Raw genomic sequence first — 13,291 nt, 5'->3', positions numbered from 1 at the left:
GGCCCTCGTCCGGCACGGGTCGGCCCGGCCCCCGCTCAGCCCTCGTCGCGCACCCGCTCCAGCGGCCGGGCGGACTCCGACAGGTACGGCACGTCGATCACCGCGACGCCCGGCGTGAACAGCAGCCGCGCCTTGAGCCGCAGCGCGTTCTGGTTGTGCAGGGGCTGCTCCCACCAGTGGCCCACCACGTACTCCGGGATCACCACCGACAGCACGCCCGTGGCGTCGCCGGCGGCCAGTTCCTGTACGTACGCCAGGACCGGTCCCACCACCTCGCGGTACGGCGAGTGGAGGATCTTCAGGGTGATCCCCGGGTCGTGGGCGGCCCAGGCCTCGCGGAGCCGGGCGGCGTCCTCCTCGTCGGCCGCCACGGTGACCGCCGTCAGGCTGTCGGGGCGCAGGCCCTGCGCGTAGCCGAGGGCCTTGAGCGTCGGGGCCTGCATGGAGGCGACCAGCACCAGGACGTGGTGGCGGGCGGGCTTGCGCGGTCTGGCGTCGGGTGCGACGGCGACCTGCCGGGCGACTTGGTCGTAGTGGCGGCGCACGCCCTTCATGCCGAGGAAGAGCAGCGGCATGGCGATGACGACCAGCCAGGCGCCGTGCGTGAACTTGGTGAGGAGCACGATGACGAGGACCAGCGCGGTCATCACGGCGCCCACGGCGTTGATGGCGAGGCGGCGGTGGATGTGGACGCGCTCCTCGCGCGGGGTGGCGGGCGAGGCGAGCTCCTTGCGCCAGTGCCGGACCATGCCCGACTGGGAGAGGGTGAAGGAGACGAAGACGCCGATGATGTAGAGCTGGATCAGGCGGGTCAGTTCGGCGTCGAAGGCGACGATGAGCGCGATGGCGGCGAGCGCGAGGAGCACGACGCCGTTGGAGTAGACGAGCCGGTCACCGCGGTTGAAGAGCTGGCGGGGCGCGTACCGGTCCCGGGCCAGGATCGAGGCGAGCATCGGGAAGCCGTTGAAGGCGGTGTTCGCGGCGAGGATCAGCACGCCGGCGGTGACGGCCTGGAGCAGGTAGAAGAGGAAGTGCCAGCTCCCGAAGGTGGCCCGGCCGATCTGGGCGAGGGCGGTGGAGGTCGGGGTGCCGGGGGCGAGTCCCAGTTCCGTGGGGTCGGCGGCCACGTGCACCTGGTACGACATGGCGAGGACGGTGATACCGACGAACATCGTCACCGAGAGCACGCCCATCGCGGCGAGGGTGGTCGCCGCGTTCCTGGCCTTGGGCTTCTGGAAGGCGGGTACGCCGTTGCTGATCGCCTCGACACCGGTGAGGGCCGTACAGCCGGAGGCGAAGGCGCGCATGGCGAGGAACACCAGGGCCAGGCCGGTGTAGGTGCCCTCCGGGGTGATGGGGAGGCCTGCGGATTCGGCGCGGATGGTCTCGCCGGTCGCCAGCCGGACGGCGGCGAACGCGAACATGACGTAGATGACGAGGACGAAGCCGTATGTGGGGATGGCGAACACCCGCCCCGACTCCCGGACGCCGCGCAGGTTCATCAGGGTCAGCAGCGCGACGAAGGAGACCGAGAGGACCACCTCGTGGTCGTGCAGCGCGGGGACCGCGGAGGTGATGGCGGCGACGCCGGAGACGACGGAGACCGCGACGGTCATCACGTAGTCGACGAGCAGGGCGCTCGCGGCGGTGAGGGCGGCGGTGGGTCCGAGGTTCTCCGCGCTGACGACGTACGCCCCGCCGCCCCCGGGGTAGGCGTGGCAGGTCTGACGGTAGGAGGCGATAACCACCACGAGGAGGAACACGATGGCGGCTGCCGCGTACCAGGTGAGGTGGAGCAGCGCGACTCCGCCGAGGGCGAGGATCAGCAGGATCTCCTCGGTGGCGTAGGCCACGGAGGAGAGCGGGTCGCTGCAGAAGATCGGCAGGGCGAGCCGTTTGGGCAGCAGGGTCTCGCCCAGGCGCGCGGTGTCAAGGGGCTCCCCGACCAGCACGCGTTTCGCATGGATACGCCTCATTCGAGGATGATCGTCCATTTGGCAGGGGTTCATGGCGGTCTGATGCCTGTGTCATGCCGCGAACCCGCCCCGTCCGCGGCCAGTGGCGATCTTGAACGGGCGCTGCGATGGTGATCGGGTACGGAAGGAGGACGGCCATGGACCGATCTGTCTACCTGGCCTACGACTACCCGGTGCTGGGCGCGTTCTGGACCGTGATGTGGATCTTCCTGTGGGTCATGTGGCTGATCCTGCTCTTCCGCGTCATCGTGGACGTGTTCCGCGACCACGAGATGAGCGGGTGGCTCAAAGCCCTGTGGCTCCTGTTCCTGATCCTCATCCCGTTCCTCGGCGTGCTGGTGTACGTGATCGCCCGCGGCAAGAACATGGGCAAGCGCGAGGTCCAGCACGCGCAGGAACGCCAGGACGCCTTCAACACCTACATCCGGGAGACCGCGAAGGATCCCGGCCGGGCGGGCGCGGACGACCTGGTCAGACTCTCCGAGCTGAAGGCGAAGGGCGACCTGAGCGAGGAGGAGTTCCAGAGGGCCAAGCAGAAGCTCCTTGGCTGACTCCACGACTCCACGGGCCCGGGCCGGAGCGGCGACGAACGCTCCGGCCCGGGCCCGCGCGCGCCGCAGCTCCGCTCACATCCTGGCGGCCGCGCTGCGGATGGCCTCCCGGATGCGGAAGTACGTGCCGCAGCGGCAGATGTTGGCGATGGCGTCGATGTCCTCGTCGGTGGGGGCGCTGGTGCGTTTCAGCAGCGCGACGGCCGCCATGATCTGTCCGGGCTGGCAGAAACCGCACTGGGCGACGTCCTGTTCGAGCCAGGCCTCCTGCACGGGGTGCAGGTCGTCCCCGTCAGCCAGCCCCTCGATCGTGGTGACGGTCCTCCCGGCGCAGGCCGAGACGGGCACGACGCACGGGCGGACGTCGACGCCGTCGAGGTGGCTCGTGCACGCCTTGCAGACGTCGACGCCACAGCCGTACTTGGGGCCGTTGACGCCCAGCATGTCGCGGAGCACCCACAGCAGGGGCAGGTCGTCGGGCGCGTCCACGGTGACGCTCCGCCCGTTGACGGTGAAGGTGTGCGAGGGCACGGCGTGGCTCCTGGCTCCGACTAGCGGGGGTAGGGGGTGAAGTCGACGTCGAAGTCGAGGGGGAAGCTGCGCGGCTTGGAACCGGTGGCCCGGGCCCACGCGTTGGCGATGGCACCGACCGCGGCGGGTACCCCGAGCTCACCCGCGCCGCCCGGCTCCTCGCCGGTGGCCGGCAGGACGAAGACCCGTACGTCCAGCGGGGTGTCGCGCTGCTTCGCCCAGTGGAACTGGCTGTAACTGCCCTCCAGCGGCAGCCCCTTGTCCAGGTGCAGCCCGGCCCGCAGGGTGGTCGAGACGGCGTCGGTGAGACCGCCGATCATCTGGGCCTCCAGCCCGCGCGGGTTGACGGGCAGGCCCACGTCCACCGCGATGACCGCCTTGGTGACGCGCACGTGCTCGGGATCGCGGGTGTCGATCTCCACCAGGCACGCGGTGCGCGACTTGTACTCCTCGTGGAAGGCGATGCCCTGGGCCCGCCCCGCCCCCATCGGCCGGCCCCACCCGCCCTCTGCCGCCACCTTGTCCAGGACCGCGCGCTGGGCGTCGTTCTTCAGGAAGGCCCGGCGGAAGCGGTAGGGGTCCCGGCCGGTGGCCGCCGCCAGTTCGTCGACCATGATCTCCTCGGCGCCGCGGGTGTTGGCGGAGTACACCGAGCGCCAGGAGGCGGTGGGGACCCCCGTGGGCACCTCGGTCAGTGCCTGGGTGGTGAGCCCGAAGTGGTACGGGGACTTGACCGTGGTGAGGAAGAGCGTCTGGGCGAGGGTGGCGTTGCCGAGGCCGAGCGGCAGGTTCGCCGCGGTGGCGGTGATGATCTCGCCCAGCCCGTGCCGGAAGTCGGTCTCGGCGGCGGCGACCCGGTGCTCGAAGCTGAGCACCTCGCCCAGCAGGTGGGTGGCGCGGATCTTGTGGTGCGTGGCGGGGCGCATCCGGCCGTGCCGGGTGTCGTCGACGCGGGTCCACATCAGCTTCACGGGGCGGCGGCAGGCCTTCGAGACCCGGGCCGCCTCCAGCGCGGCGTCGAAGAAGAGCCGCCGGCCGAAGGAGCCGCCGGCCTGGACCACGTGCACGTCGACCTTGTCGAGCGGCAGCCCGAGGTCGGCGGCGATGGTCTGGCGGGCCACGATCGGGGACTTGAGCCCGGACCAGATCTCGGCGCGGTCCTCACGGACGTCGGCGATGGCGGAGTTGGTCTCCATCGGGGCGTGGCTGACGAAGGCGAAGTCGAACTCGGCGTCCACGTACGGGGTCAGCAGCGGCGGCACCAGCAGCGGCGGGGTGGCGGCGCGCAGCTTCGTGCGCACCTGCGCGTCGGAGAGCCCGTCGGCGGGGCCCGGCCCCCAGGTGACCTGGAGCGCGGCCTTGGCGTCGAGGGCCTGGCCGAAGGTCTCGGCGACGACGGCGACCCCGGTCGGCACGGTCACCACGTGCAGTACGCCGGGCATGGCCCTGACGGCGGCGAGGTTGACGACGGCGCGGACGCCGCCGCCGAGGGTGGGCGGGCGGCGCACCACGCAGGGCTTGGCGCCGGGTACGTCGAGGTCGAGGGTGTACCGGAGGGTGCCGGTGACCATGGCGCGGGCGTCGACCCGGTTGGTGGGCCTGCCGACCAGGGTGTGCCGGGCGGTCTTCTTGGGGGTGGCGCCGAGCACGACGAGGCCGGGGTCGGCGGCGTCCGCGGCGAGGGATCCGTAGCCGGCGGTGCGGCCGTCGGGGGCGCGGACGGCGCCGTCCGCGGTGGTCAGCGAGGACGGGGTGAGGCCCCAGCGCCGGGCCGCGGCGGCGACCAGGCGGGCCCGGGCGGTCGCGGCGCACTGGCGGACCGGGCCGTAGAGGGAGCGGACGGAGTTGGACGAGCCCGTGAGCTGGTTGAAGAGCAGCTCGGGCCGCGCGTCGTCCAGTTCCACGCGTACGGAGGCCAGCGGCGCGTCGAGCTCCTCCGCGACGAGCATGGCCACGGCGGTGGTGAGGCCCTGGCCGACCTCCTCGCGCGGCAGCCGGAAGCGGACGGTGCCGTCGGCGTCGACGGCGAGGGCCAGCAGGGCGGAGGTGGGGGCGCCGGCCAGGATGAACAGGTCGCCCAGGTCCACCAGGTCGGCGACGGCGGGCAGCGACGGCACCACGGCGTGGGCGGGCTGCGGCGCGAGCACGTCGGCACCGGCGCGGGTCACCAGGGCGAGGGTCGGCGCCGCCACGAGGCAGGTGAGGAACGAGCGGCGGCTCCGCCCGGCGGCCCGCCCTGCCCCGGCGGTGCCCTCCCCCGCAGCACCCTCCCCGGCCGGGCCCTCCCCGGCTGCCCCTTCCCCGACGGCGTCCTCCCCGGTCGCCCCGGGCTGCCCGGACGCGCGGCCGTCCCCCGCCGCGTCGCCCTCCCCGGCGGTGTGGCGCCGTCCCGCGGTCCCGCGCTGCCCGGTCATGTCGTGGTGTCCCCAGCCCTGCGTGGGCCCGCCCGCGCGGACCTCCCCCGTTCATTACCGACACGTAGCGTAGCGATCACGGGTGGGGCTGGGAAGGCCGGGGGACCGCCCGGCCGGCCGGCGCGACGGGCGGCCGGCCGGCGCGGACCGCGGCGCGGGCCATCCGATCGGGGCCCCGCGGGCGCCGCGTTGACCAGCGGCCCGTACGGGTGGATCGGGGGGGCCGCCACCTCGCACGCCTCGGCCGTACGATCGACCCCCGGCCGGCGCCTGGCCGGATTTCCCGGCCGCCGGCGGCCCGCTCTCCGGGGCCCCGGGGGCCCGGAACCGCACGCGCGCCCGGCCGGTGGCGAGCACGGCCCGTCCGGAGGCGGCGGAAGGGGCTCCGGACGCCACTGACCGGATTCGTTCGTACAGCGCGGGAGTCCCGGATGGCCTCGGGCATATGCCGGAAGCAAGAGGTGGACGGATGTTGCCAAACGACTTACACGCCGTCGTGGCCTGTGCCACAGTCGTTACCGGTCCTTCCATCAGACTTGGCCGTGCCGCGCCTGTATCGGAGTGCTCATGCCGTCCCACCTCTTCGCGGACCGCTCCGCGCAGCCCCCCGAACCCGGGTCGGTGGACGCCCTGATCTCGCAGACCCGCCGCCTCCGGGGAGACGTGGACGCGGTCCGCCGCGACACCGTCGTGCACGACGACGACGCCCGGGGCCGCTGGCAGCGCGCCCTGTGCGACCTCGCCGTGCACCACCTCGACGACCTCGGCCGGCACCTCGGCCAGCTCAAAGAGGGCCTGCCGCCCGCCCCCGAACCCGTCGAGCACCCGGATACGGTGACCGGAGCGAGCACCGGCGCCGGCGCCGGGGAGCGTCGGACCCGTGTCGGCACCGCCGAGTGGAACCTGCTGACCGACGAGGTCAGTTGGTCCGACGAACTGTTCCAGATCTTCGGCCGCCCCCCCGGGTCCGGCCCGCTCCCCCTCGACGAACTGGGCTCCACCCTGTTCTCCGAGGACCAGCCGCTGCTCACCGCCTGGGTCACCGCCTGCCTCGTGGACGGCCGTCCGATCGACGGGGAGTTCCGCATCGTCCGGGCCGACGGCCGGGTCCGGACCCTGCACATGAGGGGAGAGCCCGTCCTCGACCCCGACGGCTGCACCGCCTCCCTGTGGGCGGTGCTCCGGGACGTGAGCGAACTGCGCCGCAGCCGGCGCGCCGTGACCGAGTCGCACGACAGCCTCCAGCGCCGGCAGGAGATCGCGCGGACCGAGCACCGGCTGGCGGTCGAACTGCAGGAGGCCGTGCTCCCCCCGTGGCGCGGCTCCCTGCGACCGCCCCCCGGCACCCCCGACACCCTGGACGTGGCCGCGCACTACCTGCCGTCCGCGACGAGGGACCTGATCGGCGGCGACTGGTACGACTCCCTCGAACTCCCCGGCGGCCGTTCGATGCTGACCGTCGGCGACCTGACCGGACACGGGGTCACCGCCACCTCCGGAATGGCGATGATGCTGGGCGCCCTGCGCGGCATGGCGATGGCCGGGATCGAGCCCGGCCCCCTGATGGGCTGGCTCAACCAACTCCTCGAAAGCTCCGTCCAGCCCGCGCTCGGCTCGGCCGTGTGCTGCAGCTACGACCCCGCGCGCCGCGTCCTGTCCTGGGCGCAGGCCGGTCACCCCGCTCCCCTTCTCTTCCGCGGCGGTACGGGCCGCTCCCTGCGGCCGCCGGAGGGCGTGCTGCTCGGCGCGACGTCCGGAGCCGCGTACGGGCAGGCCGAGCAACACGTCGAGCCGGGCGACGTGCTCGTCCTGCACACGGACGGACTGACCGCGCGCGGCTTCGACTTCAGCCGCGCGGACGGTACCGAGCGGCTCCTTGCCCTCGCACCCCGGTTCTCGGCGGCCCGGACGGCGCAGGAGTGCCTCCGGCTGGTGATCGAGGAGTTCGGCGAGGGCGGGCGCGAGGACGGCGCCTGCCTGCTCGTGGCCCGGGTCGGCGGATAGCCGACGGGCGGACGGCACGAAGGAGAGTACCCGCACGGGCTTCGCGGCCGCGCCGACCGGCGCGGCCCTTCTCGTCTCCGTACGCGGTGCGGGGGGACCGGAGGGGCGCGGTGAAGGGCTACACCTCCCTCCTACACCTCCGTACCGCGCGGGCTGCGCGGCGGGGGGCTGTCGGGGAGGGCGCGCTCGATCTCCTCGCGGAGGTCCTCGATGCTCGGGTACCCGGCGTACTGGCCCGTGAGCCGGTACATCTCGCGCAGCCGGTCCCAGGTGCGGTGCGAGGAGGTCTCGTTCATCGACACCAGGGCGAGCCGGGCGTAGCGGTCGGCCTGCTCCGGATCGTCCGCGATGAAGCAGGCCGAGGCCAGCGAGATGTAGTCGAAGATCTGCGAGCGCTGGTAGCCCTCGCCGCGCAGGCGCAGGGCCTCCTTGGCGTGCCGGGCGGCGACCGGCGCCGCCGAGGCGTCGTGGTCGGCCAGCGTCCGGTACGCCAGGGCCTGCATGCCGTGCAGGTCGGCCTCGTCGAAGTGCTGCATCCAGCTCGGCGGCGGCACGTCGCCCTTGTCGGAGACGAACAGCTCCTCGGCCTCCCCCAGCGTGCGGCGCATGGCCTGGCCCTTGCCCATGGCCGCCTGCGCCCACGCCTCGACGGTGTGCAGCATGGCGCGGGTGCGCGGGAGGGTCTGCTCTCCGGAGCCGGACTTCGCCAGCTTCATCAGGTCGAGGGCCTCGTTCGGCTTGCCGAGGTGGACCATCTGGCGGGCGGCCCGGGACAACGCCTCGCCCGCGCGCGGCCGGTCACCGCCCTCCCGGGCGGCGTGCGCGGCGATGACGAAGTACTTCTGCGCGGTGGGTTCCAGGCCCACGTCGTGGGACATCCAGCCGGCGAGGACCGCCAGGTTGGCCGCCACCCCCCAGAGCCTTCGCTGGAGGTGGTCGGGATGGTGGTAGGCGAGCATCCCGCCCACCTCGTTGAGCTGGCCCACCACGGCCTTGCGCTGGAGTCCGCCGCCTCTGGAGGCGTCCCAGGCGCGGAACACGTCCACCGAGCGTTCCAGGGCCTCGATCTCCTCGGAGCCGATCGGGGCAGCCTCGTAGCGGTCGTAGCTCGCGGGGTCGGCCTGGAAGGCCTCCCCGAAGCCCGCCGCCTGCTTGGCGAGGGCCGGGTCGGCGTGGAGCCAGTCGTGCATGGCGTTGGTGAGGGCGGAGCCGGCGGTGAGCACGGCGCCCGCGCCCATCAGACCGCGTCGGTTGAGCATGAGGTCCATTCCCGTGAATTCGGTGAGGACCGCGGCTGTGCGTTCGGGCGCCCAGGGCATCCCGTCGGGGTTCTCCTGAACCCCGTCCGGCTGCCGTCTGGCGGAGCGCCGCTGCCGTACGAACCCGAGGTCCTCGATGGTCACGACACGACCGAGCCGCTCGGTGAACAGTGCTGCCAGTACCGTCGGAACCGGTTCGCGCGGGGATTCCCCCATGTCGATCCAGCGCCGCACCCGTGAGGTGTCGGTGGCCAGCTGGGGGTGGCCCATGGCCGCCGCCTGCCGGTTCACCATCCTCGCGAGTTCGCCCTTCGACCAGCCGGCCAGGCCGAACAAGTCGTTCAAGCGGGTGTTCGGACCTTTGCTCACGTCAAGCCCCCAGGTTCTCGGCTGAGTTGACACTAACCCGACGTCAGATGCCCAGCGGCTATTCGCCATGCTTCGCCAGGGCACGCTTCGTGGTCCGCCACCCACGCCCGGGTGTCAGGTAGGAATGCGCCTCCCCGACCCGGTTCACCGGCGGAACTCCCCAGGGTGAAGCACGGGATCCGGCGGGGTGGCGTACGTAAACCGTCGGCGCACGAAGGGATCCGTAACGCCATGTACGCAGCAACGACCTCCGTGTCCGCACCGGTCCGGCCGCACCGCACGCTCCAGGCGGGCGGCGGCCCCTACCTCGAACCCGGCCGCCCGGCCGCCCCGGTGCAGGGCGCCGTACGGGCCCGGCGGCTACCGGGCACCGGATCGCAGCCGCTGAGTGGAAGAATCGACCTCTCGGGACCGCAGGGCGCGCAACTGCGCACCGCCCTCGCCTCGGTGCAGCGGATCTGTCCGGAGTTCGCGCCGGTGCAGGTGCTGCGCCGCAGCGGCCGCTCGGTCCTCCTGGTGGGAACGACCGGACGGATGACCGCCGTCGCGAAGGTCTTACTGGATCACTCGCCCGAGTGGCGCGAGCGGTACCGGCACGAAATAGCGGCGTACCGGGCGTTCGTCCGGCACCGCCCGCCGGTCCGGGTACCGCGGCTGATCGCCGCCGACCCGGAGAACTGCACCCTGGTGGTCGAGCGGATGGCGGGCCGGGTCGCGGCGCTGCAGCGGCACCCGGTGGAGGCCCCGCCGCGGGTCGACCTGCGGGCGGCCCTGGGCGCGGTCTGCCGGGTCAACCAGTGGCGTCCGCCGGCCGATCTGTTCGGGACCCCGCTGAACTACGCGCGGCGGATCGCCCGTGACTACGAGCTGGGGCTGCTGACCGACCGGGACCTCGGCGACCTGCAGAAGCTGCTGCACGGTGCCCGGCAGTCCGGCGCCGGGCTGCAGTTCAACCACGGCGACGCGCTGCTGTCGAACCTGCTGCTGTCGCCGGCCGGTCCGGTACTGCTCGACTGGGAGCACGCGGGCTGGTACCTGCCGGGCTACGACCTGGCAACCCTGTGGACGGTACTGGGAGACGCCCCGGCCGCCCGCGCGCAGATCAGCCGGCTCGCCCAGTCCGCCGGTCCGGCCGCCCGGGACGCCTTCCTGGTGAACCTGATGCTGGTGCTGACCCGGGAGATCCGGATGTCCGAGACGGCCATCCAGCGCTCGATGCTGGCGACCTCCGCGGCCCAGCCCCTGCCCGCGGGCGCCCTCTCCTCCGGGGAGGAGCAGCGGCTGCTGCTCCGCCGCCTGCACGACGACGCCGGAATGGCCCGCAGGGCCGTCCGGGCGGCGGTCGGCACCCGCTGAGCGGTGGTCGGCGCCCGCCGGCCGTCCCACCTACGCGAAGTCCCGTGGCCCCCACCGCCGCGGGGCTTCGCCCGTCTGCGCGCACGGTGGTCCCGGCGGCGGGCACGCGCCGGGGCGGGCACGAGGGCCGGGGGGCATGCAAGGGCCGGGGCGCGGGGGTGCGGGGCTGCTGTCCGGGCTGCCGCATGCCTTGACATCACATGATCCCCCGAACACCTTTTCTGACTTAGCATCAGACATGCTGGAGCCGGACCTCCCCCCTCGTCGCTGGAGCCCGCCCATGTCCGCAAGTGCTTCCCGCACCTCCCCCGAAAGCCTCCCCTCCAGACGGACCGTGCTCGCGGGGACGGGCGCGGGCGTGCTCGCCGCGACCGTGCTCCCGGCCGCCGCCCGGGCCGCCGACGGCCCGCCGCTCGGTGAGTACGACGTGGTCGTGGTCGGATCCGGGGCCGCCGGGATGACCGCCGCGCTCACCGCCGCGAAGCGGGGTCTGAGCGTGCTGGTGGTGGAGAAGGCACCGACGTTCGGCGGATCGGCGGCGCGGTCCGGGGCGGGCATCTGGCTGCCCAACAACTCGGTGATCCTGGGCGCCGGGGTGCCGGACACCCCGCAGAAGGCGGCCACGTACCTCGCTGCGGTGGTGGGGCCCGGGGTCCCGGCCGACCGGCAGGCGGCGTTCCTGTCCAACGGGCCTCGGATGCTGGACTTCGTGATGGCCCACAGCCCCCTGCGGTTCCGCTTCATGGAGGGCTACAGCGACTACTATCCCAACCTGCCGGGCGGGTTGCCGAACGGCCGGTCCATCGAGCCGGACCAGCTCGACGGGAACGTCCTGGGGGCCGAACTGGCCCGCCTGAACCCGGCGTACATGCCGGTGCCGGCCGGAATGGTGGTGTTCAGCCAGGACTACAAGTGGCTGAACCTCGCGGCGGTGAGCGCGAAGGGCCTGGCGGTGTCCACCGAGTGCCTGGCGCGCGGTACGAAGGCGGCGCTGCGCGGGGAGAAGCCGCTGACGATGGGGCAGTCCCTGGCGGCGGGCCTGCGGGCCGGACTCCAGCGGGCGGGGGTGCCGGTGTGGCTGAACAGCCCGCTCGTGGACCTGGTCCAGGAGGGCGGCGCGGTCACGGGCGTCGTGGTGGAGAAGGACGGCGTACGGGGCACCGTACGGGCCCGCAAGGGCGTGATCGTCGGTTCGGGCGGCTTCGAGCACAACGCGCAGATGCGGGCGCAGTACCAGCAACAGCCCATCGGCACCCAGTGGTCGGTGGGCGCGAAGGAGAACACGGGAGACGGCATCCGGGCCGGGCAGCGGGCCGGGGCGGCGCTCGGGCTGATGGACGACGCGTGGTGGGGGCCGTCGATCCCGCTGCCCGGGGAACCGTACTTCTGCCTCGCCGAACGGACCCTGCCGGGCGGGCTGATCGTGAACCGCAACGGCGCGCGGTTCGTCAACGAGGCGGCTCCGTACAGCGATGTGGTGCACGTGATGTACGACCGCGACCGGGGCGCACCCGGGTCGCACATCCCGGCATGGCTGATCGTGGACCAGAACTACCGCAACAAGTACCTGTTCAAGGACATCCTGCCGACGTTCCCCTTCCCGGACGCGTGGTACGAGTCGGGTGCGGCGAAGAAGGCCTGGACGTGGGACGCCCTGGCGGGCCAGATCGGGGTCCCGGCGGCGGCCCTGCGGGCGACGCTGGGCCGGTTCAACGCGCAGGCGCGGACGGGCGACGACGCGGACTTCCACCGGGGGGACACGGCGTACGACCACTACTACACGGACCCGAACGTGCACCCGAACTCGTGCCTGGCGCCGATCTGGGCGCCCCCGTTCTACGCGTTCAGGATCGTTCCCGGGGATCTGGGCACGAAGGGCGGCATCGTGACGGACGCGCGGGCCCGGGCCCTGCGGACGGACGGTTCGGTGATCCGGGGCCTGTACGCGGCGGGCAACGCGAGCGCGGCCGTGATGGGCCACAGCTACGCGGGGGCCGGTTCGACGATCGGTCCGGCGATGACGTTCGGCTACGTGGCGGCGAACGACATCGCGGACGCGTGACGCGGACGTACGGGTACCGCTCCGGCCGGGCCCGGCAGGCCTAGCCCTGCTGGAAGAGCTCGGCGGGGAGCGGCTTCAGGAGGGCGTAGAGGTCATCGGTGATCGGGCGGTCCCAGCTGGCGATGGTGACCAGCACGTTGTCGCTGCGGTCGAACTGCACGCAGGAGATGCGGGACTCCGACAGCTTGACCTTCCGGACGATGAGGAGGTTGTCGCCCTGCATGACGGGGCAGTCCTCGGCGCCGGTGACCTCGACGTCCTCGTCGTTCTCCAGCGCGTCGAGGAGCTGGGCCACCTCGAAGGGGACCTGGCCCTCGGACAGGTCCCGGGCGGGGGAACCCTCGGGGAGGTTGCCGATGATCATCGCGGGGCCGCGTCCGCCGAAGAGGTCGTAGCGGAGGAAGACACCCTGACAGCTGCCGTCGGGCGCGGGCAGCAGCCCGGCCCCGAGATTGCCCGGCCAGTCCCCCGGGTCCATGGCCAGGACGTCGAAGTCCGGGCCGGCGGGTGTGGCGGCGCGGTGGCGGCGGAGGAAGGACATGCCGCCATGGTACGTGGCCGGAGGAGTTTTCCGGCCCGGGGCCCCCATCCCGCCCGCCCGGAGCCCGTACCCCGCCCGGCCCGCCGGGAAGGGCCGGGAACACCGGCCGGAGGACGCCCCGGCGGCGGCCCGGCGCCGGCACCCGGACCGTCCCGGGCGCCGCCGGCCGGGGCGCCGCCGGCCGGGGCGGGAGCCGACCGGCCGACGCGGGGGCCGGCAGGTGCGCAC

9 protein-coding genes are annotated in these 13,291 nt (G+C 73.2%); 4 read left to right on the top strand and 5 right to left on the bottom strand.

Going from position 1 to position 13,291, the window contains the following annotated elements:
- Positions 1-35: 35 nt before the first annotated feature.
- Positions 36-1,976, bottom strand: a complete 1,941-nt coding sequence (locus ACFWTC_RS04525) for an APC family permease (protein WP_384026330.1) — start codon at positions 1,974-1,976, stop codon at positions 36-38.
- Between the two features lie 137 nt (positions 1,977-2,113).
- On the opposite strand from ACFWTC_RS04525, the gene ACFWTC_RS04520 reads away from it, so the two are divergent.
- A complete protein-coding gene (locus ACFWTC_RS04520; protein ID WP_383925203.1) occupies positions 2,114-2,527 on the top strand; it encodes an SHOCT domain-containing protein in 414 nt (137 codons plus the stop codon).
- A gap of 75 nt (positions 2,528-2,602) precedes the next feature.
- Here ACFWTC_RS04520 and ACFWTC_RS04515 read toward each other — a convergent pair whose 3' ends face one another.
- Positions 2,603-3,058, bottom strand: coding sequence for a (2Fe-2S)-binding protein (locus ACFWTC_RS04515; protein WP_383925201.1), 456 nt, complete (start codon positions 3,056-3,058; stop codon positions 2,603-2,605).
- A gap of 20 nt (positions 3,059-3,078) precedes the next feature.
- Positions 3,079-5,472, bottom strand: a complete 2,394-nt coding sequence (locus ACFWTC_RS04510) for a molybdopterin cofactor-binding domain-containing protein (RefSeq protein WP_384026333.1) — start codon at positions 5,470-5,472, stop codon at positions 3,079-3,081.
- Positions 5,473-6,039: 567 nt separating this feature from the next.
- Here ACFWTC_RS04510 and ACFWTC_RS04505 point away from each other — a divergent pair.
- The gene (locus ACFWTC_RS04505) at positions 6,040-7,476 is read left to right on the top strand and encodes a PP2C family protein-serine/threonine phosphatase (RefSeq protein ID WP_384026336.1); all 1,437 of its coding nucleotides are present in this window, start codon (positions 6,040-6,042) and stop codon (positions 7,474-7,476) included.
- Positions 7,477-7,607: 131 nt separating this feature from the next.
- On the opposite strand, the gene ACFWTC_RS04500 is transcribed toward ACFWTC_RS04505, so the two are convergent.
- On the bottom strand, positions 7,608-9,104 hold the full coding sequence (locus tag ACFWTC_RS04500) for a hypothetical protein (RefSeq protein WP_383925193.1): 1,497 nt from the start codon (positions 9,102-9,104) through the stop codon (positions 7,608-7,610).
- A gap of 231 nt (positions 9,105-9,335) precedes the next feature.
- On the opposite strand from ACFWTC_RS04500, the gene ACFWTC_RS04495 reads away from it, so the two are divergent.
- Together ACFWTC_RS04495 and kstD are read left to right on the top strand one after the other, a co-directional pair.
- Positions 9,336-10,460 carry an aminoglycoside phosphotransferase family protein gene (locus ACFWTC_RS04495; RefSeq protein ID WP_383925190.1) on the top strand — a complete coding sequence of 375 codons (1,125 nt, stop codon included), beginning with the start codon at positions 9,336-9,338 and terminating at the stop codon, positions 10,458-10,460.
- A 280-nt stretch (positions 10,461-10,740) separates the two neighbouring features.
- On the top strand, positions 10,741-12,522 hold the full coding sequence (kstD, locus tag ACFWTC_RS04490; RefSeq protein WP_384026339.1) for a 3-oxosteroid 1-dehydrogenase: 1,782 nt from the start codon (positions 10,741-10,743) through the stop codon (positions 12,520-12,522).
- 40 nt (positions 12,523-12,562) lie between these two features.
- Here the strand turns inward: kstD and ACFWTC_RS04485 are convergent, their stop codons facing one another.
- Complete coding sequence (locus ACFWTC_RS04485; RefSeq protein ID WP_266911468.1) at positions 12,563-13,063, bottom strand: hypothetical protein; 501 nt, start codon at positions 13,061-13,063, stop codon at positions 12,563-12,565.
- Positions 13,064-13,291 lie beyond the last annotated feature (228 nt).

The sequence above is a fragment of the Streptomyces sp. NPDC058619 genome (genome assembly GCF_042717785.1).
Taxonomy (GTDB): Bacteria; Actinomycetota; Actinomycetes; order Streptomycetales; family Streptomycetaceae; genus Streptomyces.
The sequence above is the reverse complement of the archived record's forward strand: the minus strand, read 5'-3'. Positions and strand labels throughout refer to the sequence as shown.

Coding starts and splice junctions, on each gene's coding strand:
- ACFWTC_RS04525 (WP_384026330.1), bottom strand. CDS start 1,976: ATGAGGCGTATCCATGCGAAACGCGTGCTGGTCGGGGAGCCCCTTGAC.
- ACFWTC_RS04520 (WP_383925203.1), top strand. CDS start 2,114: ATGGACCGATCTGTCTACCTGGCCTACGACTACCCGGTGCTGGGCGCG.
- ACFWTC_RS04510 (WP_384026333.1), bottom strand. CDS start 5,472: ATGACCGGGCAGCGCGGGACCGCGGGACGGCGCCACACCGCCGGGGAG.
- ACFWTC_RS04505 (WP_384026336.1), top strand. CDS start 6,040: ATGCCGTCCCACCTCTTCGCGGACCGCTCCGCGCAGCCCCCCGAACCC.
- ACFWTC_RS04495 (WP_383925190.1), top strand. CDS start 9,336: ATGTACGCAGCAACGACCTCCGTGTCCGCACCGGTCCGGCCGCACCGC.
- kstD (WP_384026339.1), top strand. CDS start 10,741: ATGTCCGCAAGTGCTTCCCGCACCTCCCCCGAAAGCCTCCCCTCCAGA.
- ACFWTC_RS04485 (WP_266911468.1), bottom strand. CDS start 13,063: ATGTCCTTCCTCCGCCGCCACCGCGCCGCCACACCCGCCGGCCCGGAC.